An 18430-nucleotide genomic window follows, 5' to 3' on the forward strand; every position below is an offset into this window, starting at 1 on the left:
CCTGTGGTCAATCACCGATGTGTGTCCACCCCGACCGGGCGTAGGAGCGGGTTTACCCGCGAATACGGCAGCGGCGGCAACGGTGAACGGCGGGTGGTAATTGGCCAGCAGGGCCGGCCTCTTCGCGGGTAAACCCGCTCCTACACGGCGGCCTGTGGTCAATCACCGATGTGTGTCCACCCCGGTCGGGCGTAGGAGCGGGTTTACCCGCGAATACGGTAGCGGCGGCAACGGTGAACGGCGGGTGGTAATTGGCCAGCAGGCCCGGCCCTTTCGCGGGTGAACCCGCTCCTACACGGCGGCCTGTGGTCAATCACCGATGTGTGTCCACCCCCGACCGGGCGTAGGAGCGGGTTTACCCGCGAATACGGTAGCGGCGGCAACGGTGAACGGCGGGTGGTAATTGTCCAGCAGGGCCGGCCTCTTCGCGGGTAAACCCGCTCCTACACGGCGGCCTGTGGCCAATCACCGATGTGTGTCCACCCCGACCGGGCGTAGGAGCGGGTTTACCCGCGAATACGGCAGCGGCGGCAACGGTGAACGGCGGGTGGTAATTGGCCAGCAGGGCCGGCCTCTTCGCGGGTGAACCCGCTCCTACACGGCGGCCTGTGGTCAATCACCGATGTGTGTCCACCCCCGATCCGGTGTAGGAGCGGGTTTACCCGCGAATACGGTAGCGGCGGCAACGGTGAACGGCGGGTGGTAATTGGCCAGCAGGGCCGGCCTCTTCGCGGGTAAACCCGCTCCTACACGGCGGCCTGTGGTCAATCACCGATGTGTGTCCACCCCGGTCGGGCGTAGGAGCGGGTTTACCCGCGAATACGGTAGCGGCGGCAACGGTGAACGGCGGGTGGTAATTGGCCAGCAGGGCCGGCCTCTTCGCGGGTAAACCCGCTCCTACACGGCGGCCTGTGGTCAATCACCGATGTGTGTCCACCCCCGACCGGGCGTAGGAGCGGGTTTACCCGCGAATACGGTAGCGGCGGCAACGGTGAACGGCGGGTAGAGATTGGCCAGCAGGCCCGCCCCGTTCGCGGCTACAGGCTAAACGACAAATCAGGCCGCGCCGTAACGCTTGCGCGCCTCGATGGCCAGCCCGCTCCCAATGCTGCCAAAGATGTTGCCTTCCACATGCCGCGCATTCGGCAGCATCGCCGAAACACTGTTACGCAGCGCTGGAATGCCGCTGGAGCCACCGGTGAAGAACACCGTATCGACCTGGCCTTCGCTTACCCCGGCCTTGGCCAGCAGTTCGGTCACGCTGCCGCGCACGCGCTCCAGCAGGCCTTCGATCGCCTCTTCGAACAGCGTACGGGTCAGTTCCGCTTTCAGGTCGGGCTCGACGCGGCGCAGGTCGATGTGGCGGCTGTCGTGCTCGGTCAGCTCGATCTTGCTGGCTTCCACTTCCATTGCCAGCCAGTGCCCCGCGCGCTGTTCGATCAATTTGAACAGGCGATCGATGCCGAAGCTGTCCTCGATGTCATAGCGCATGCTGCCCAGCGCCAGCTGCGACTTCTGCGAGTACAAGGCGTTGATGGTGTGCCAGGTGGCCAGGTTGAGGTGGTAGCTGGTCGGCATCAGCGCACCGCTCTTCATGCGGCTGCCGTAGCCAAACAACGGCATCACGCCCTGAAGGCTCAGTTGCTTGTCGAAGTCGGTACCGCCAATGTGTACACCGCCGGTGGCGAGGATGTCACTTTGGCGCTCGGCGACCAGGTGGCGCTCCGGCGACAGGCGGATCAGGGTGAAGTCCGAGGTACCACCGCCGATGTCGACGATCAGTACCAGCTCTTCGCGGCTGATGCTCGATTCATAGTCGAAGGCCGCGGCAATCGGCTCGTACTGAAACGACACGTCCTTGAAGCCTATCTTGCGTGCCACCTCGGCCAAGGTGTCCTCGGCCTCCCGGTCGGCAGCCGGGTCTTCGTCGACGAAGAACACCGGGCGGCCCAGCACTACCTGGTCGAACTCACGGCCAGCGGCGGCTTCAGCGCGCTTCTTGAGCTCGCCGATGAACATGCCCAGCAGGTCCTTGAACGGCAAGGCGCTGCCCAGCACGCTGGTGTCGTGCTTGATCAGCTTCGAGCCCAGCAGGCTTTTCAGCGAGCGCATCAGGCGGCCTTCGTAGCCTTCCAGGTACTCGTGCAGCGCCAGGCGGCCATACACCGGGCGCCGCTCTTCGATATTGAAGAACACCACCGAGGGCAAGGTGATCTTGCCGTCTTCCAGGGCAATCAGCGACTCGACGCCAGGCCGGTGCCAGCCGACTGTGGAGTTGGAGGTGCCAAAGTCGATGCCCAGGGCGCGGGCCGGGGATACGTCAGACATGGGAAATGGGCTTCCGGAGGCAAAACGGCCGCGCAGTGTATGCCAGTTGGCTACAGAATCAAGACCAGTCGTCTGCCTTGAGGCAAACCCAAGTCGGTCTTGAAAGGCTATGCTTGACCCCTATCTTCAGTTGCAACATGCACATTCACATTGGTGATCCATAAATGGACTTCAAAGACTATTACAAGATACTCGGCGTAGAGCCCACTGCGGATGACAAGGCGATCAAGGCCGCATACCGCAAATTGGCGCGCAAGTATCACCCGGATGTCAGCAAGGAGCGCGACGCCGAGGAAAAATTCAAGGAGGCCAATGAGGCCTATGAGGTGCTGGGCGACGCGCAGAAACGTGCCGAGTTCGACGAAATTCGCAAGTACGGCGGCCAGCATGGCCGGCCGTTCCAGGCACCACCGGGTTGGGAAAACCGTGGCGGTGGCGGCGGCTTCGAAGGCGGCGACTTCTCCGACTTCTTCAGCTCGATTTTCGGTGGGCGCAGTGCTGGTGGCAACCCCTTCGGTGGCGCCCGGCAGCAACAACGCAGTGCCGGCAGGCGGGGGCAGGACGTGGAGCTTGAACTGGCAGTATTCCTTGAAGAAACCCTGAGCAAGGAGTCCAAGCAGATCAGCTTCCAGGTGCCGCAAACCAATGCCATGGGCCAGCGCACCGGCTTCACCACCAAGACCTTGAACGTGAGGATTCCGGCCGGGGTGACCGACGGCGAACGCATCCGCCTCAAGGGCCAGGGCGCGCCGGGCAGCGGTGGCGGGGCCAACGGTGACCTGTTCCTGACCATCCGCATGGCACCCCACCCGCTGTTCGATGTCGAAGGTCATGACCTGATCATCACTGTGCCGTTGGCACCGTGGGAGGCGGCCCTGGGCGCCAAGGTGGCGGTGCCGACCCTGGATGGCAAGATCAACCTGACCATCCGCCCTGACAGCCAGAGCGGCCAGCGCCTGCGTGTACCGGGCAAGGGCCTGGCGAACAAGCAGGGAGAGCGCGGCAACCTTTATGCGCAGCTCAAAGTGGTCATGCCGCCCGCGTCGGACGAATCTGCCCGCGAACTCTGGACCAAGCTTTCCGAGAAAGCTGCGTTCAACCCGAGGACACAATGGAGTAAGTGATCATGAGCAGCACCCTGATCGTTCAACTGGACATGCGTACCCTGTGTCAGGAAGCCGATGTCACGGCTGAATGCGTGATCGAAATTGTCGAGCACGGCATTGTCGAACCTTCCGGGCGAACGCCGGAGGACTGGCTGTTTGACGATCAGGCGCCGCTGGTGGCCAAACGAGCGGTGAAGCTGCACCAGGAGCTGGAACTGGAGTGGGAAGGGGTGGCGCTGGCGCTGGAGCTGTTGCAGGAAGTGCAGCAGTTGCGCAGTGAGAACAGCATGCTGAAGCAGCGGCTGGGCCGGTTTATCCAGATGTAGGCTCCCTTGCCGACATCTGTGGGGGCGACACAAGGCCGCTCCCACAATGGACCGCATTTCAGGTCGGTTCGGCGCCCGGGTTCAGCACCAACTGCATGAAGGTCAGGTCCAGCCAGCGGCCAAACTTTACCCCCACCTGCGGCATCTGGCCGGTCACCACGAAGCCCAGCCGCTCGTGCAGGCGCACCGACGCTGCATTACCACGCTCGATCGCTGCCACCATCACATGCTTGCCACATCCGCGCGCGCGCTCGACCAGCGCCGCCATCAACACCGGCCCGAGCCCTTTGCCACGCTGGTCGCTGCGCACGTACACCGAGTGCTCAACGGTCAGGCGAAAGCCCTCGAAAGGCCGCCAGTCGCCAAACGAGGCATACCCCAGCACGCCGGTTTCATCGACCGCCACCAGAATCGGGTAGCCCTGCTGCGCGCGCGCTTCAAACCAGGCCTGGCGGTTGCCGAGGTCTACCGGGGTTTCGTTCCAGATCGCCGTGGTGTTGAGCACCGCGTCGTTGTAGATGTCGAGTATGCCCGGTACATCGGTGGGCAGGGCATCGCGGATTTCGTAGCTCATGACAGCGTCTCGCAAGGTCGTTGCTCGCAGATTAAATGGTTACCAGCCCGCGTACACCTTCGGCTTGCATGTTTTCGCCGCGGCCGCGCTGGATGATTTCGCCGCGGGCCATGACCAGGTACTGGTCAGCCAGCGCTTCGGCAAAGTCGTAGAACTGCTCCACCAGCAAGATCGCCATGTCGCCACGCTCGGCCAGGCGGCGGATGACCGCGCCGATCTCCTTGATCACCGAGGGCTGGATGCCTTCGGTCGGCTCGTCGAGAATCAGCAGGCGCGGGCGGCTGGCCAAGGCGCGGCCGATCGCCAGTTGTTGCTGCTGGCCGCCAGACAGGTCGCCACCGCGGCGCTGCTTCATCTGCTCCAGCACAGGGAACAGTTCGTAGATGAAGGCCGGTACCTCGCGGGCTTCGCGGGCGGGGAAGCGCGACAGGCCCATCAGCAGGTTTTCCTCGACGGTGAGGCGCGGGAAGATCTCGCGGCCCTGGGGCACGTAGGCGATGCCGGCCTGCACCCGTTGCTGCGGTTTGAACGCGGTGATCGGCTTGCCTTCCCATTCGATACTGCCGTCACGGGCGGGCACCAGGCCCATCAGGCAGCGCAGCAAGGTGGTCTTGCCCACGCCGTTGCGGCCCAGCAGGCAGGTCACTTCGCCGACCTTGGCTTCGAAGGACAGGCCACGCAGGATGTGGCTGCCGCCGTAGTACTGGTGCAGTGTGTCGATCTTGAGCATGTGAGAGTTCCTGAAAGGGATGCTGTGCCTGTGCCGGCCTCTTCGCGGGCAAGCCCGTTCCTGTAACGGGAACCGCCCCATGGCATTACGCCCCCTGTAGGAGCGGGTTTACCCGCGAAGAGGCCGGTACAGGCGCCAAAAATTCAAATCCGGTCAGCGGCCCAGATACACCTCGACCACCCGCTCATCTGCCTGCACCTGCTCCAGCGAACCTTCCGCCAACACGCTCCCCTGGTGCAGCACGGTCACATGGTCGGCAATGCTGCCGACAAAGCCCATGTCATGCTCCACCACCATCAGCGAATGCTTGCCGGCCAGGCCCTTGAACAGCTCGGCGGTAAACTCGGTCTCGGCATCGGTCATGCCGGCCACCGGTTCATCCAGCAGCAGCAGTTGCGGCTCCTGCACCAGCAACATGCCGATCTCCAGGAACTGCTTCTGCCCATGGGACAGCAAGCCGGCCTGACGCTGGGCAAGCGGCAGCAGGCGCAAGGTGGTCAGCACTTCCTCGATGCGCTGGCGCTGGTCACCGCTCAGGCGCGCCGCCAGGCTGGCCCACACCGACTTGTCGGTCTTCAGCGCCAGTTCCAGGTTCTCGAACACGGTCAGCGCCTCGAACACCGTGGGCTTCTGGAACTTGCGGCCAATGCCGGCCTGGGCGATCTGGTATTCGCTCATGCGGGTCAGGTCGAGGGTATCGCCGAAGTAAGCCGTGCCGCTGTCGGGGCGGGTCTTGCCGGTGATGACGTCCATCATCGTGGTCTTGCCGGCGCCGTTGGGGCCGATGATACAGCGCAGCTCGCCCACCCCGATGTACAGGTTCAGCGTGTTGAGCGCCTTGAAACCATCGAAGCTGACGCTGATGTCTTCCAGGCTCAGCACCGTACCGTGGCGGGTGTCGAGGCCGGCCTTGCGGCTGTGGCCCAGGCCAATGGCATCGCGTCCGGCGCCGAGGTTGTCGAATACCGGTTCCAGCATGAATTCCGGGTGGACTGGGGGCACGCCTCTCATGGCTGGCTCCTTTTCTTCAACAGGCCGACCACGCCCTTGGGCAGGTACAGGGTGACGAGGATGAATAGTGCGCCGAGGAAGAACAGCCAGAACTCGGGGAAGGCCACGGTGAACCAGCTTTTCATGCCGTTGACCAGGCCTGCACCGAGCAGCGGGCCGATCAGCGTGCCGCGTCCGCCCAAGGCTACCCAGACGGCGGCTTCGATCGAGTTGGTCGGCGACATCTCGCTGGGGTTGATGATGCCCACCTGCGGCACGTACAGCGCACCGGCCAGGCCGCACAGCACGGCGCTCAGTACCCACACCAGCAACTTGAAGCCGCGCGGGTCATAGCCACAGAACATCATGCGGTTTTCAGCGTCACGCACGGCGGTGAGCAGGCGGCCGAACTTGCTGCGGGTCAGGCGCCAGCACAGGTACAGGCTGGTCAGCAGCAGGGCCACAGTCAGCAGGAACAACACTGCGCGGGTACCCTGGGCTGCAATGTCGAAGCCGAGGATGGTGCGGAAGCTGGTGAAGCCGTTGTTGCCACCGAACCCGGTTTCGTTGCGGAAGAACAGCAGCATGCCGGCAAAGGTCAGGGCCTGGGTCATGATCGAGAAGTACACGCCCTTGATCCGCGAGCGGAAGGCGAACCAGCCGAACACCAGCGCCAGCAGCCCGGGTGCCAGGACTACCAGGCACAGGGCCCAGGCGAAATGCTGGGTACCGGCCCAGTACCAGGGCAGCTCGGTCCACGACAGGAAGGTCATGAACCCGGGCAGGCCGTCGCCGGCTGCCTGCCGCATCAGGTACATGCCCATGGCGTAGCCGCCCAGGGCGAAGAACAGACCGTGGCCCAGCGACAGCAGCCCGGCATAGCCCCAGACCAGGTCCAGGGCCAGGGCGACGATGGCGTAACAGAGAATCTTGCCGACCAGGGTCAGGGTGTAGGCCGACACGTGCAGGGCATGGTCTGCCGGCAGCAGTGAGCACAGTGGCAAAGCCACCAGCAGCAGGACGACGACGGCACCGATGGCAAGGGTCAGGCGTGGGCCGGCCTTTTGCGTAGCAGTGACAAGCAGTGGCTGGTTCATCAGTCGATTACCCGTCCCTTGAGGGCGAACAGGCCTTGCGGGCGTTTCTGGATGAACAGAATGATCAACGCAAGGATGAGGATCTTGCCGAGTACGGCACCAATCTGCGGCTCCAGCAGCTTGTTGGCGATACCCAGGCCGAAGGCGGCCCAGAGGCTACCGGCCAGCTGCCCGACGCCGCCGAGCACCACCACCAGGAACGAGTCGATGATGTAGCTCTGGCCCAGGTCCGGGCCGACATTGCCCACCTGGCTCAAGGCCACGCCGCCGAGCCCGGCGATACCCGAGCCCAGGCCAAAGGCGAGCATGTCGACGCGCCCAGTGGACACGCCGCAGCAGGCGGCCATGTTGCGGTTCTGGGTGACTGCGCGCACGTTCAGGCCCAGCCGGGTACGGTTGAGCAGCAGCCAGGTGAGCAGCACCACGGCCAGGGCGAAGCCGATGATGACCAGACGGTTGTACGGCAGCACCAGGTTGGGCAGCAGCTGGATGCCACCGGACAGCCAGGCCGGGTTGCTCACCTCGACGTTCTGCGCGCCGAACAGCAGGCGGATGGCCTGGATCAGGATCAGGCTGATGCCCCAGGTGGCCAGCAGGGTTTCCAGTGGGCGGCCGTACAGGTGGCGGATCACCGTGCGCTCCAGCGCCATGCCGACGCCGGCACTGACGGCGAACGCCACCGGCAGGGCAATCAGCGGGTAGAACTCGATGGCGCCTGGGGCGAAGCGCTGCAGCAGTACCTGAACCATGTAGGTGCTGTAGGCGCCGAGCATCAACATCTCGCCATGGGCCATGTTGATCACCCCGAGCAGGCCGAAGGTGATCGCAAGGCCCAGCGCTGCCAGCAGCAGGACCGAACCCAGCGACAGGCCGCTGAAGGCCTGGCCGAGCAGTTCGCCGACCAGCAGTTTGCGTTTGACCTGGGCCAGGCTCGTTTCGGCGGCTGTGCGCACGCCCGGGTCGCGTTCCGCATCGGGCTGCAGCAGGGCTTCGAGGCGGGTGCGGGCCAGCGGGTCGCCGGTTTCACCCAGCAGGCGCACGGCGGCCAGGCGTACCGCAGGCTCGCTGGCGCCCAGTTGCAGGTTGGCCAGTGCCAGGCCGAGGGCGGCCTGCACGGCGGCGTCCGGCTCGCTGGCGAAGCGCCGGTCAAGGAAGGCCATTTGCGCGGGTTTTGCGGTTTTTTGCAGTTGTTGTGCGGCGGCCAGGCGGGTGTCGCTGTCGTCGCTGAGCAACTGATGGCTAGCCAGGGCGTTGTTGATCAGGCCGCGCAGGCGGTTGTTCAGGCGTACCTTGCGCGTGTCATCGGTGGCGATGCGGCCTTGGCGCAGGTTTTCCAGTAGCGGCAGGCGCGCGGCATCGGGTTGCGCCGCCCAGCCTTCGAGCAGGCGGACCTGCTCGGCGGGCTTGGCGGTGAGAAAGAATTCGCCCTCGCTGGCGTGGGTTGCCAGGGGGATTAGTAGCAGGAGGGTGAGCAGGAGTCTGAGCATGCGGGCAATCCTGGAAATCGGTGTTGGATTCTTCGCGGGTAAACCCGCTCCTACAGGGATTTCACCGGTCCAGAGGGCAGTGGGGAACCTGTGGGAGCGGGCAAGCCCGCGAATGGGCTGCAAAGCAGCCCCGTGCACTCAGTTACCTTTCACGGCGTAATCTGGCCGCTTGTCATTGCCCGGAATGAACGGGCTCCATGGCTGCGCCCGCAGTGGCTGCTCGGTTTCCCACACCACGCTGAACTGCCCGTCATCCTGAATCTCGCCGATCATCACCGGCTTGTGCAGGTGGTGGTTGGTCTTGTCCATGGTCAGGGTGAAGCCCGACGGTGCCTCGAAGCTCTGCCCGGCAAGCGCTTCACGCACCTTGTCGACGTCGGTGGACTTGGCTTTTTCCACCGCTTGCGCCCACATGTGGATGCCTACGTAGGTGGCCTCCATGGGGTCATTGGTCACGGCTTTGTCGGCACCCGGCAGGCCCTTGGCCTTGGCGTAGGCCTTCCAGTCGGCGACAAATTTCTGGTTGACCGGGTTATCCACCGATTCGAAGTAGTTCCATGCCGCCAGGTGGCCCACCAGCGGTTTGGTGTCGATGCCGCGCAGTTCCTCCTCGCCCACCGAGAAGGCCACCACCGGCACGTCGGTGGCCTTCAGGCCCTGGTTGGCCAGTTCCTTGTAGAACGGCACGTTGGAGTCACCATTGACTGTGGATATGACCGCGGTCTTGCCGCCGGCGGAGAACTTTTTGATGCTGGCGACAATGGTCTGGTAATCAGCGTGGCCAAACGGCGTGTACACCTCTTCGATGTCCTTGTCGGCCACGCCTTTGCTGTGCAGGAATGCGCGCAGGATCTTGTTGGTGGTGCGCGGGTAGACGTAGTCGGTGCCCAGCAGGAAGAAGCGCTTGGCGCTGCCGCCGTCCTCGCTCATCAGGTATTCCACGGCCGGGATGGCCTGCTGGTTCGGGGCGGCGCCCGTGTAGAACACGTTCGGCGACATTTCTTCGCCCTCGTACTGCACCGGGTAGAACAGCAGGCCGTTGAGTTCTTCGAACACCGGCAGGACAGACTTGCGCGACACGGAGGTCCAGCAGCCGAACACCACGGCCACTTTGTCCTGGGTCAGCAGTTGGCGGCTTTTTTCAGCGAACAGCGGCCAGTTGGACGCCGGGTCGACCACCACCGGTTCCAGCATCTTGCCGTTCACGCCACCCTTGGCGTTGATCTGCTCGATGGTCATCAGCGCCATGTCCTTGAGCGATGTCTCGGAAATGGCCATGGTCCCGGAAAGCGAATGCAGGATACCGACCTTGATGGTCTCGGCGGCCTGGATACTCCAGCTCAGGCCCATCGCCGCAATCGATGCGCTGAGGGTAAGGGCCTTGATCAGACTGCGACGCTTCATGTGCTCTCTCCGCTGAGTTTTTTATGGTGTTGGGCAAGCGGGGAGGGCATTGCAAGGGGTGTGCCTAGTGGCGAAAGGTACGGTTTAGAGGGGCTGTGCGAGGTGTTGGGGCGTTGGTTGGATCCAGGTTGGTGCCTGATGGAATTGTGTGCACAGGATTGGGGCTGCGACGCAGCCCCGAGGCCATCAGCCGTTATGCACAGCCGTGCGGGGATGGCGCCTGCTGCGTACGAGCTGGTAGGTCACCGCCAGCAATACAAACCAGATCGGCGTCACCACCAGCGCTGAACGTGTATCTGCCTCCAGGCTCAGCAACACCAGGATGAACGCAAAGAACGACAGGCACACGTAGCACATGAAGCGCCCGCCCGGCATCTTGTAGTTCGAGGCCTGGTGCAGCGCCGCGCGGTTCTTGCGGTACTTCAGGTATGACAGCAGGATCAGCGTCCACACGAACATGAACAGTACCGCCGACACGGTGGTGACCAGGGTGAATGCCTCGACCACGTTCGGCACCAGGTAGATCAGCACCGCACCAAGCAGCAGGCAGGTGCACGAGAAGTACAGGCCGTTGGCCGGTACCGAACGGCTCGACAGTTGTTCGAAGGACTTGGGCGCATCACCTTCCTGCGACAGGCCGTACAGCATGCGGCTGGTGGAGAACACGCCGCTGTTGGCCGACGAGGCCGCCGAGGTCAGCACCACGAAGTTGATGATACTCGCCGCCGCCGGCAGGCCTGCCAGCACGAACAACTCAACGAACGGGCTTTTGCCTGGCACCACGTCGCGCCACGGGGTTACGGCCATGATCGCGATCAGCGCCAGCACATAGAACACGATGATACGGATCGGAATCGAGTTGATCGCCCGCGGCAGGGTGCGTTCCGGGTTCTTCGCTTCGGCGGCGGTGGTACCCACCAACTCGATGCCGACGAAGGCGAACACGGCGATCTGGAAACCGGCGAAGAAGCCCATCAGGCCATGGGGGAACATGCCGCCGTCATTCCACAGGTTGGCCAGCTGGGCGGTGCGCCCGCTGGGCGAGGTGAAGCCGGTGATGACCATGTACAGGCCGGTGGCGACCAGGCCGAGGATGGCCACGATCTTGACCAGGGCGAACCAGAACTCCAGTTCGCCGAACATTTTTACGGTCACCAGGTTCAGCGACAGCAGCAGCCCTACGCAGGTCAGCGCCGGTATCCACTGCGGCAGGTCGGGGAACCAGAACTGCGTGTAGGCGGCGATCGCGACCACGTCGGCGATGCCGGTGACCACCCAGCAGAACCAGTAGGTCCAGCCGGTAAAGTAGCCGGCCCAAGGGCCGAGCAGGTCGGCAGAGAAGTCGATGAAAGATTTGTAGTTCAGGTTCGACAGCAGCAGTTCGCCCATGGCGCGCATGACGAAGAACAGCATGAAGCCGATAATCATGTAGACGAAGATGATCGATGGCCCGGCCAGGCTGATGGTCTTGCCCGAGCCCATGAACAGGCCGGTACCGATCGCGCCGCCGATGGCGATCAGCTGGATGTGGCGGTTGGTCAGGTTGCGTTGCAGGTGCTGTTCATCGGGTGGAGTTGGTGAGGTTTGCGTCATAGGCGGCATTCCCTTGTAGAGGCCAGTCTGCTTGTCAGAGGTAGCCGGCTAGGCTAACACGCGCGTTCCAGTTCTGGGCGCGACAGATCGACTCTACATTTGCGGCTCAGCATTTCGCCTGTACCGGCCTCTTCGCGGGTAAACCCGCTCCTACAAAGGCAACGCGGTCCCCTGTAGGAGCGGGTTTACCCGCGAAGAGGCCAGCACAGGCAACACAAGGCTCAAGCGCTGGCCAAGACCCGGCGGCGTCTCACCACCAAACTATCCACCCCCCACATCACCACCATCGACACCCCCACCAGCGGGAACATCACCCCCAGCACCAGCATCACTGCCACCGCCGCCTTCCAGCGTGGCAGGTCATGACGCAAAGGCGGTACGCCCAGGCCGCCTTCAGGCCGGCGCTTCCACCACATCACCAGCCCGCTCACCGAACCCAGCAGGATCATCAGGCACACCAGCAGGATGATGATCTGGTTCAGCGCCCCGAACATCTTGCCTTCGTGCAGCATCACGCCCAGCTCGGTGGCGCGGGCAACCGGGCTGTAGTCTTGCCAGCGCACATCGGCCAGAACCTTGCCGGTGTATTGGTCGACATGCAGGGTGGCGTCGTTGCGCGGGTCGTCGGCGAACACGGCAATGGTGAACACCCCGTCGGCAGTGGTGGGCAGGATAATGCTGTAGCCCGGCTCGACTTGACGCGAAGTGGCAATGTCTTCGACTTGCTGCAAGCTCACCAGGGGCGCCGCGGGCATGTCCGACATCATGTGGTGCCCGGCGTGCTCGGCGTGTGCACCGGACTGCGGCATCGGCGTGTTTTCCATGGCCCAGGGCACGGTCTGGCGGTGCGCGCTGTTCAGCTCACGCGCCTGCTGGTCCGACTTGGGCACGTCGTTCCACATGGCTGCCGGGAAGCGGTTCCACAAATCAGCGTACTGCTTGCCCCACAGGCCGGTCCAGGTCATGCCGCTGAGCAGCATCAACAACAGCAAGGCCGAACCCCAGAAGCCGGTTACCGCGTGCAGGTCACGCCACAGCAGCCGGCCGCGTGCCGACAGCCGCGGCCAAAGCACGCCGGCGCCATTGCGCCCGCGCGGCCACCACAGGTACAGGCCTGATACCACCAGCACGATGCCCCAGCCCGCCGCCAGTTCCACCAGCCGGTCGCCGACCGTGCCGACCATCAGTTCGCCATGCAGGGCGCGGGCGATGGCCTGCAGGTTCTGCTTGCCGTCCTGTTCACCGAGGACCTTGCCGCTGTATGGGTCGACGAACACGTTCAGTTCACGCCCGCCGTCCTGCACCACGAACTGCGCACTACGCTCTGCATTCAGTGGCGGCAGGTATTGGCTGATGTGGCCCTTGGGGTAGGCCTGGCGCACTTCAGCCAGCATCATGTCTGCGCCCTGGCGGTGGTGACCGGCCTCGACCACCATCAGGTCGCGGTACAGCAGCGGGTCGAGCTGGGGCTTGAACAGGTAGATGATCCCGGTGATCGCCAGCAGGATCATGAACGGGGCCACGAACAGCCCCGCATAGAAATGCCAACGCCAGGCCAGGTTATAGAATGAGACGCGTGTTCCTCTCATGGGAACCTCCTTTTTGACCAGCTGAGGGGCGCAACCGAAGCTGCGCCCGTTGTTGTCAGAAGCTGAAGTCGACCTTGGTCCAGAAGGTCCTGCCTGGCTCGTTGACCGGCTGTGGATCTGTAGCCGGGTAGCCAAACCCGGCGTTCCCGGCCAGGTTCAGGTGCTCGGCGTAGGTTTTGTCGAACAGGTTGTCGACCCCTGCGCTGAGCTTGAGGTTGTTGTTCACCTTGTAGGCGCCGTTCAAGGAGAACACGCCGAAGCCGGCGCTCTTGTCGTAGTCCTTGCCGACGACGTTCCCTTGATTTTCGGCAATACGGTTTTGCGCCGCCACCAGCCGCCACAGTGCGCCGACGCTCCACACATCGCGGCTGTAGGTCAGGCCCATGCGGCTTTCCAGGGGAGGCATTTGAGGTAGCGCCTTGCCATCACTGCTGTTCTTGCCCCAAGCGTAGGCAAGCGTGGCGTCGGCCTTCCAGTTTTCAGTCAACTGGTAGGCGGCGCCCAGTTCGCCACCCATGATGCGGGCGTCGATGTTCTGCGCCTGCGAGGTGCTCATGCCCATCATGCCAGTGCGATAGTCGAACAGGATGTAGTCGCGAATCTGCCCGACATAGCCCGAAGCCCAGGCCTCCAGGCGCTCGGTGCGGTACTGGATGCCGAAGTCGAGCTGGGTGGTTTTCTCTGGCTTGATGCCGTCGAAGGCATTGGCCGAGCCGGGTGGTGCCAGCTTGGGTGAGAACAGCTCCCAGTAGTCGGGGAAGCGCTGGGCATGGCCGAGGCCGATGTAGGTGGTGGCCGGGATGGCTGCCAGGTCGTGCTCGTAACGGATGAAGCCGCTTGGCAGGGTATCGGCGCGGGTGTCGCCTTCGGTGGCGCTGGTTTTGCGGAAATCGCGCGCCGAGGCGCGGTCCAGACGGGCGCCGGTAATCAAGCGGTCCTCTCCGCTGACGTACCAGGTCAGTTCGCTGAAGGCGCCGTAGTTGTGGAAGTCGGCGTCCTTGGTCCAGGCCTGGCCCCTGTGTGCGTCCACACCCATACCGCCACGCTGGCGATGTTCGTTGGTTTGCGCGTCGATCCCGCTGATCAACTGCACGTCGGCCCAGCGCCAGGTGGCTTTGATGCGTGCGCCCATGGTGCGGCGGTCGACGTTGCTGACCATCGGCATGCCCATCATGCCGCTACCCGACGGCGTGCGCAGGCTGTAGTTGTCCATCACATGGTCGGCGTAGTTGTAGTAGACCTGCGCCTCGACCTTGTCGAGCACCTCGCCGAGGTTGGACTTTTCAAAGCGCAGGCCAAGGCTTTCGCGCTTGAACTGCGAGCCGTCCATACCGCGCCCGGCGTAGCGGGCTTCGCCGTCACCCTTGCCGGCAGTCAGCTCCAGCAAGGTGTCCTGGTCGGGTGTCCAGCCGAGGGCGACATCGCCGTTCCACTTGTCCCAGCGCGACGGCACGGTGTCGTTGTTGCCGTCGTGGTAGTCATCCGAACGTGACTGGTTGCCGACGAAGCGGGCATAGCCCTGACTGTTGCCGGCCGCGGCATCCAGCACCTTGTCGAAGCGGCCGTTGGAGCCGGCCAGCAGGCTTGCGTTGACGCGGCTGCCGAGGGTGCCGAATTTCTCCGGTTCGCGCTCGAAGAGGATGGTGCCTGCCGAGCCGCCGGGGCCCCAGATAACGCTCTGCGGGCCTTTGATCACGGTCAGGCGGTCGTAGGTTTCTGGCGAAATATAGGACGTGGGCGCGTCCATGCGATTGGGGCAGGCCCCAAGCATCATGCCTCCGTTGGTGAGGATGTTCAGACGCGAACCGAACATGCCGCGCAGTACCGGGTCGCCGTTGGTACCGCCGGCACGGATTGCCGAGAAGCCGGGGATGGTCTTCAGGTAGTCGGCCCCGTCGCTGGCCGGCACTGGCTGGCGCGGGTCTTTCGGGTTGGTGACCACGGTCAGCGGCGAACTCGGGGCCACGGCGGTGATCACCGTCGGGCTCAGTTCGGGAGCATCGTGCACATGGCCTTCATGGCCAGGGTCGGCGGCCAGGGCCATGGGTGCGAGCAGCGAGCCGCACAGGGCGGCGATGGTCCCGCGCAGGGACAAGGCAAAAACAGGGGTGCAGCCGGACATAATGATTCCAGTCGATCAGTCATGAGTTAGCGCGAAGCCTCCTGGCTTCGTGCGCAAAATGTGGTTTCAGACGTTGATCGAAGAAGGCGGGGCGCGGCTGCGCGCACCTGGGAATACAGCCTGCCGGGCATGGCCCTGGTGCGTTGGCGCAAGCAGGTGGCTGGTGGGGACGATGCTGCCGGCGCTGAGCGGGCTGAGGGCCTGGGGCAGGGCCGGGCAGTTGAACAACAGGCTGCAGTAACCGCACTTTTCCCACATCACATGCAGCTGGCCATCGCCGCCGTGGCCGTGATGGGTGTCACCGCCATGCTGATGGGCAGCCGCCATCGGCATGTCCATCGGCATGTTCATGCCCGCGTGGTGGTCCATCGGCATCGACTGGGAAATCAGCGGGCCGATGAAGATCATCCACATGGCGAACAGGCTCAGCCATCCGCCACCGGCGCGCCTGAATTCAGGGCGGGTGGTACGGCTGATGCGGCTGCGCGGCAGACTCATGGCGAGTGCCTGTCAGCAGGTGTCAGTGTGCGTGTTCGTGGGCTTGCGACTGGTCCGCTGGCGCCTGCTTCTGCACGGCCACTTCGACGGTGATATCGCCGGCCTTTTCGAAGTGCAGGGTCAACGGGAAGCGCTTGCCGTCGCTGAGCAGGCTGCGGTCCTTGGGCTGCATCAGCATCACGTGGTACGCGCCGGGGGCAAAGGTCAGGTCCTTGCCGGCAGGCACTACCACGCTGGGCACCTGTTGCATCTTCATGGCGCCGCTGGCGCTCATGGCATGCTCATGCAGTTGCGCGTCATCGCTGATGGGGCTGTCGACGCTGAGCAGGCGGTCATCGGCCTGGCCATTGTTGTGCACCACGAAATATGCGGCGACATTAGGCGCGTTGGGTGGCAGTTGCAGCGACCACGGGTGGGCAATATGCAGGTCACCCACGCGGTATTCGTGGGCATTGGCAAAGGCGCCAGGCAGCAGCAGGGCGGCCATGACGAGGGCGTGCTTGAGCATGGTGAATCTCCGTTTCCGTTCTGGTTCAGGCAGACAGCGTGATGAACTCAGGCTAGCGGAGAGGCACGAGGGTTTAGCCCAGGCCAGAGCTGGCGCGGCGTAGGCTGGTACTTGGCAGGTGGCGGCAGCAGCCCGCCGAGCAGTGTCGGCGGGTTGTGCAACTGTGGCGGGTAGCCGGGCAGGGCCAGCAGCGGCACGGCACCGGAGCAGCACCAGCAGTTCATCATGCCGACGCTGTCGTCGCTTTGTGGGCCGAGGTCGATCTTGGCCAGGGCCTGTACGTCGACGTTGCCCTTGTTGGCCATGCTGGAACAGAAAGCCCCCCACAGCAGCTGCTCGGCCGGGCCCTTGGGCGCAGCAGAGGACAGCGGCATGGCCAGCAGGTTGAACAGCACTGCAAGGCAGGCTATCCAGGCAATGTGCCGACGTGGGGGCATGGAGAGATCCGGTCAGGAATCGTGGTGGCTATTGTACGGCGGAGTATAGGTAAAAATGCCGGGGTGCGGTGAAGTGACGCAGGTGGTCTCGTAATGGGGGCTGCTGTGCAGCCCATCGCGACACAAGGCCGCTCCCACAGAATTGCGGCAGCCTCGAATACTGCGCTGTCCTGTGGGGCCTTGTGTCGCGATAGGTGCGCAAAGCGCCCCCGACACTCTCAAACCTTGTTGCGGCCCATCAACCCGCGCACGGTTTCTTGCAGGTCAGCCGGCAACACCACCACCTTGGCATTGCTGCTGCCCGCCAGGTTCTCCATCGCGCCCACATAGCGTTCGCCCAACAGGTACATGGCCGGTACGGTCTCGTTGCCCACTGCTTCTTTCACCAGCGAAATCGCCCGCGCCGAGGCCTCGGCCAGGCTGATCTGTGCCTCGGCATCCAGCCTGGCCGCCTGCAGGCGCGCTTCTGCTTCGAGGATTGCCGCCTGCTTGGCCCCTTCGGCACGGGTGACGTCGGCCTTGCGCTCACGCTCGGCCGCAGCCTGGCGTTCCATGGCCAGTTGCATGTTTTCCGACGGTTTGATGTCTTGAATTTCCACCGAGCGCACGGTCACGCCCCAGTCTTCGGTCTGCTCGGACATTGCATCGCGCAGGCGGGCCTTGATCTGCTCGCGGCTGGACAGCGCCTCGTCGAGGTCCATTGCACCGACGATGGCGCGCAGCGAGGTCATGGTCAGGCTGGTGACGGCGAAGGAGAAGTCCTGCACGCCATACGAGGCTTTCTGCGGGTCGACTACCTTGGCGAAACACAGGGCGTTGGCGACGATTACCGCGTTGTCCTTGGTGATGATTTCCTGCTGCTGCACATCGAGGATGATGTCCTTGGTCGGCAGGCGGTAGGCGACCACGTCCATGTAGGGGATGACAATGTTGAGGCCCGGCTTGAGGGTGCTGTTGTAGCGGCCCAGGCGTTCGACGATCCACTCCTCGCCCTGGGGCACGATGCGCACCCCCTTGAACACGGTGATCAGGACGAACAGGGCGATGGCGCCGACGACGATGAGGCTGGTCATGCTGCAAAATTCCTTTTAATGCGGATTCAGGCCCGGATAACGCGGGCGGTGTTCCCCTCGATGGCGGTCAGGCGTACCCGTTCGCCGACGGCGATCTGGCTATCGGCGACGCAGGTCCACTCTTCGTTGCCGAGGATCGGCTTCTGGAAGCGTACGCGGCCCTTCTGAAACTCCGACACGGCAGCGGTCAGCAGGCCCACTTCGCCGATCACGCTGTCGGCGGTCCAGCGCACATCCGGCTGCTTGCGCCGGAACACTTTGAACCACAGCACGGTGGTGGCCGACGACAGCAGCACCCACAGCAGGATTTGCATGTCCAGTTGCAGGCTGGGTGCGGCGAGCGAGATGAGCGAGACCAGCACGGCGCCGATGCCGAACCAGAGTACGAAGAACGTTGGCAGGACCAGTTCAAGCAGGATCAGCGCGATGCCGAAGACCAGCCAGATCCACCATTGCATTTCCATATGGGTGAAACCTTCCGGGGGAGGGGCGTTGAGTTTAAGGCAGCAGGGCAGCAACGGGCCACTTGGTAAGTTGGAAGAAAAGTCTGAAATCTTTGTAGGAGCGC

17 protein-coding genes are annotated in these 18430 nt (G+C 63.8%); 2 read left to right on the forward strand and 15 right to left on the reverse strand.

Features of this window, described 5'->3' with window-relative positions; all coding sequences use genetic code 11:
• Positions 1–1056: 1056 nt before the first annotated feature.
• Positions 1057–2328: an Hsp70 family protein gene (locus J3A98_RS00270; protein WP_209963166.1), complete on the reverse strand. Its 1272-nt coding sequence runs from the start codon at positions 2326–2328 to the stop codon at positions 1057–1059.
• 164 nt (positions 2329–2492) lie between these two features.
• Between J3A98_RS00270 and cbpA the strand changes: the two genes are divergently transcribed.
• Both cbpA and J3A98_RS00280 read left to right on the forward strand, forming a co-directional pair.
• The gene (gene cbpA, locus J3A98_RS00275; RefSeq protein WP_019437188.1) at positions 2493–3452 is read left to right on the forward strand and encodes a curved DNA-binding protein; all 960 of its coding nucleotides are present in this window, start codon (positions 2493–2495) and stop codon (positions 3450–3452) included.
• A gap of 2 nt (positions 3453–3454) precedes the next feature.
• Entirely contained in the window at positions 3455–3760 is a 306-nt protein-coding gene (locus J3A98_RS00280; protein WP_021784432.1) for a chaperone modulator CbpM, read from the forward strand.
• A 58-nt stretch (positions 3761–3818) separates the two neighbouring features.
• On the opposite strand, the gene J3A98_RS00285 is transcribed toward J3A98_RS00280, so the two are convergent.
• The 14 genes from J3A98_RS00285 to J3A98_RS00350 form a co-directional block, all read right to left on the reverse strand.
• The gene (locus J3A98_RS00285) at positions 3819–4334 is read right to left on the reverse strand and encodes a GNAT family N-acetyltransferase (protein ID WP_176683175.1); all 516 of its coding nucleotides are present in this window, start codon (positions 4332–4334) and stop codon (positions 3819–3821) included.
• A 31-nt stretch (positions 4335–4365) separates the two neighbouring features.
• Positions 4366–5064, reverse strand: coding sequence for an urea ABC transporter ATP-binding subunit UrtE (gene urtE, locus J3A98_RS00290; protein WP_003249634.1), 699 nt, complete (start codon positions 5062–5064; stop codon positions 4366–4368).
• A gap of 153 nt (positions 5065–5217) precedes the next feature.
• The gene (urtD, locus tag J3A98_RS00295; RefSeq protein ID WP_144180699.1) at positions 5218–6075 is read right to left on the reverse strand and encodes an urea ABC transporter ATP-binding protein UrtD; all 858 of its coding nucleotides are present in this window, start codon (positions 6073–6075) and stop codon (positions 5218–5220) included.
• Positions 6072–7151 (reverse strand): urea ABC transporter permease subunit UrtC, encoded by a 1080-nt coding sequence (gene urtC / locus J3A98_RS00300; RefSeq protein ID WP_176683177.1) that lies wholly within the window; start codon positions 7149–7151, stop codon positions 6072–6074. The genes urtD and urtC overlap by 4 nt, the downstream gene beginning before the upstream one ends.
• A complete protein-coding gene (gene urtB, locus J3A98_RS00305) occupies positions 7151–8638 on the reverse strand; it encodes an urea ABC transporter permease subunit UrtB (RefSeq protein ID WP_176683178.1) in 1488 nt (495 codons plus the stop codon). Before urtB ends, urtC begins: the two co-directional genes overlap by 1 nt.
• Before the next feature lie 138 nt (positions 8639–8776).
• Positions 8777–10042 (reverse strand): urea ABC transporter substrate-binding protein, encoded by a 1266-nt coding sequence (gene urtA, locus J3A98_RS00310; protein WP_003249642.1) that lies wholly within the window; start codon positions 10040–10042, stop codon positions 8777–8779.
• A gap of 186 nt (positions 10043–10228) precedes the next feature.
• Positions 10229–11635 carry a D-serine/D-alanine/glycine transporter gene (cycA, locus tag J3A98_RS00315; RefSeq protein WP_209963170.1) on the reverse strand — a complete coding sequence of 469 codons (1407 nt, stop codon included), beginning with the start codon at positions 11633–11635 and terminating at the stop codon, positions 10229–10231.
• Between the two features lie 221 nt (positions 11636–11856).
• Entirely contained in the window at positions 11857–13224 is a 1368-nt protein-coding gene (locus tag J3A98_RS00320) for a PepSY domain-containing protein (protein ID WP_209963174.1), read from the reverse strand.
• 55 nt (positions 13225–13279) lie between these two features.
• Positions 13280–15346: a TonB-dependent copper receptor gene (locus J3A98_RS00325; protein ID WP_176683181.1), complete on the reverse strand. Its 2067-nt coding sequence runs from the start codon at positions 15344–15346 to the stop codon at positions 13280–13282.
• Positions 15347–15412: 66 nt separating this feature from the next.
• Positions 15413–15844, reverse strand: a complete 432-nt coding sequence (locus J3A98_RS00330; RefSeq protein ID WP_176683182.1) for a DUF2946 domain-containing protein — start codon at positions 15842–15844, stop codon at positions 15413–15415.
• A gap of 22 nt (positions 15845–15866) precedes the next feature.
• A complete protein-coding gene (locus tag J3A98_RS00335) occupies positions 15867–16352 on the reverse strand; it encodes a copper chaperone PCu(A)C (RefSeq protein ID WP_209963177.1) in 486 nt (161 codons plus the stop codon).
• A 47-nt stretch (positions 16353–16399) separates the two neighbouring features.
• Entirely contained in the window at positions 16400–16789 is a 390-nt protein-coding gene (locus J3A98_RS00340) for a DUF2946 domain-containing protein (protein WP_209963180.1), read from the reverse strand.
• Between the two features lie 218 nt (positions 16790–17007).
• Positions 17008–17862, reverse strand: coding sequence for an SPFH domain-containing protein (locus J3A98_RS00345; RefSeq protein ID WP_176683185.1), 855 nt, complete (start codon positions 17860–17862; stop codon positions 17008–17010).
• Positions 17863–17888: 26 nt separating this feature from the next.
• Positions 17889–18326 (reverse strand): NfeD family protein, encoded by a 438-nt coding sequence (locus tag J3A98_RS00350; RefSeq protein WP_209963183.1) that lies wholly within the window; start codon positions 18324–18326, stop codon positions 17889–17891.
• Between the last annotated feature and the right edge of the window lie 104 nt (positions 18327–18430).

The organism is Pseudomonas sp. BP6 (assembly GCF_017875935.1).
Lineage (GTDB): Bacteria > Pseudomonadota > Gammaproteobacteria > Pseudomonadales > Pseudomonadaceae > Aquipseudomonas > Aquipseudomonas putida_Y.

Excerpts from the sequence above, each read along its gene's own strand:
- urtC (WP_176683177.1), bottom strand. The coding sequence starts at position 7,151 with ATGAACCAGCCACTGCTTGTCACTGCTACGCAAAAGGCCGGCCCACGC.
- J3A98_RS00325 (WP_176683181.1), bottom strand. The coding sequence starts at position 15,346 with ATGTCCGGCTGCACCCCTGTTTTTGCCTTGTCCCTGCGCGGGACCATC.
- J3A98_RS00330 (WP_176683182.1), bottom strand. The coding sequence starts at position 15,844 with ATGAGTCTGCCGCGCAGCCGCATCAGCCGTACCACCCGCCCTGAATTC.
- J3A98_RS00345 (WP_176683185.1), bottom strand. The coding sequence starts at position 17,862 with ATGACCAGCCTCATCGTCGTCGGCGCCATCGCCCTGTTCGTCCTGATC.
- J3A98_RS00280 (WP_021784432.1), top strand. The coding sequence starts at position 3,455 with ATGAGCAGCACCCTGATCGTTCAACTGGACATGCGTACCCTGTGTCAG.
- J3A98_RS00350 (WP_209963183.1), bottom strand. The coding sequence starts at position 18,326 with ATGGAAATGCAATGGTGGATCTGGCTGGTCTTCGGCATCGCGCTGATC.
- J3A98_RS00285 (WP_176683175.1), bottom strand. The coding sequence starts at position 4,334 with ATGAGCTACGAAATCCGCGATGCCCTGCCCACCGATGTACCGGGCATA.
- urtA (WP_003249642.1), bottom strand. The coding sequence starts at position 10,042 with ATGAAGCGTCGCAGTCTGATCAAGGCCCTTACCCTCAGCGCATCGATT.
- J3A98_RS00320 (WP_209963174.1), bottom strand. The coding sequence starts at position 13,224 with ATGAGAGGAACACGCGTCTCATTCTATAACCTGGCCTGGCGTTGGCAT.
- urtE (WP_003249634.1), bottom strand. The coding sequence starts at position 5,064 with ATGCTCAAGATCGACACACTGCACCAGTACTACGGCGGCAGCCACATC.
- cbpA (WP_019437188.1), top strand. The coding sequence starts at position 2,493 with ATGGACTTCAAAGACTATTACAAGATACTCGGCGTAGAGCCCACTGCG.
- urtD (WP_144180699.1), bottom strand. The coding sequence starts at position 6,075 with ATGAGAGGCGTGCCCCCAGTCCACCCGGAATTCATGCTGGAACCGGTA.
- J3A98_RS00340 (WP_209963180.1), bottom strand. The coding sequence starts at position 16,789 with ATGCCCCCACGTCGGCACATTGCCTGGATAGCCTGCCTTGCAGTGCTG.
- J3A98_RS00270 (WP_209963166.1), bottom strand. The coding sequence starts at position 2,328 with ATGTCTGACGTATCCCCGGCCCGCGCCCTGGGCATCGACTTTGGCACC.
- urtB (WP_176683178.1), bottom strand. The coding sequence starts at position 8,638 with ATGCTCAGACTCCTGCTCACCCTCCTGCTACTAATCCCCCTGGCAACC.
- J3A98_RS00335 (WP_209963177.1), bottom strand. The coding sequence starts at position 16,352 with ATGCTCAAGCACGCCCTCGTCATGGCCGCCCTGCTGCTGCCTGGCGCC.
- cycA (WP_209963170.1), bottom strand. The coding sequence starts at position 11,635 with ATGACGCAAACCTCACCAACTCCACCCGATGAACAGCACCTGCAACGC.